Raw genomic sequence first — 759 nt, forward strand, 5'->3', positions numbered from 1 at the left:
GTTGTCGGCGCCGATGAAGAACACCTTGCCGGTCGTCTTCGGCAGGTTGATGTTCTTCAGGGTCCCCGTGGCGGCCTTCTGGTCGCCGCTCGAACCCACGACACCGGGCTTGCTGTCGGCCGAAGCGCCACCCGTGGACACGTGCTTGGTCGGGACGGTGGTCTCGACGTTGTACGGCGTGGCGTTGATGAGGTTGGCCTTGTTCTGGCCGTACCAGAACGCCGCCACCTGCTTGGCGGCGAAGTTCGTGTTGGCCAGGTTGACGGCCGGGATCTCGTCGGCGGCGTGAGCCGGCGCGGCGATGGCTGCGGAGGCCAGCAGGCCCGCCGCGATCCCGCCCAGAGCGAGGGTGCGCTTCATGGGTTTCTCCCAGGTCTGTCGTGGGACGCCGCTTGCGCCCCATCCGTCAGTGAAGGATCGAGGAGAAAGCTATAGGAGAGTTTTGTGAGGCGTAAGCGATCCGCGGCTTGCGCTCGCCGTCGCCCGCTGCTGTGCCTGTCCCTCGTCCGGCTGCGTCCGGCAACGTTTTGGCTGATCATCAAGGGTGAGTTCCGGTCTCCCCTATAAGTGCCACGAGTGTCGAGTGTGATCTAAATCACATCTTTTGGTGAAACCGGATGAGGCTCGCTTCCGTCAAAGCGGGCCTCTCGGGACGCTCGACGCGCTGACGGTCGCCCTCGGGCGGAGGGGATTTCGGACATGCGAAAAGGGCCCGGCTGGAGGCCGGGCCCTTTCCTGTGGTCCAGTCAGAGCGTCGGA

The 759-nt window shown here is 64.8% G+C and carries 1 pseudogene; it reads right to left on the minus strand.

Annotation, left to right across the window (positions count from 1 at the left end):
• A pseudogene (locus Msi02_RS42650) lies at positions 1-360 on the minus strand (trypsin-like serine peptidase); the annotation flags it as partial.
• Between the last annotated feature and the right edge of the window lie 399 nt (positions 361-759).

The sequence above is a fragment of the Microbispora siamensis genome (assembly GCF_016863095.1).
Classification (GTDB): domain Bacteria; phylum Actinomycetota; class Actinomycetes; order Streptosporangiales; family Streptosporangiaceae; genus Microbispora; species Microbispora siamensis.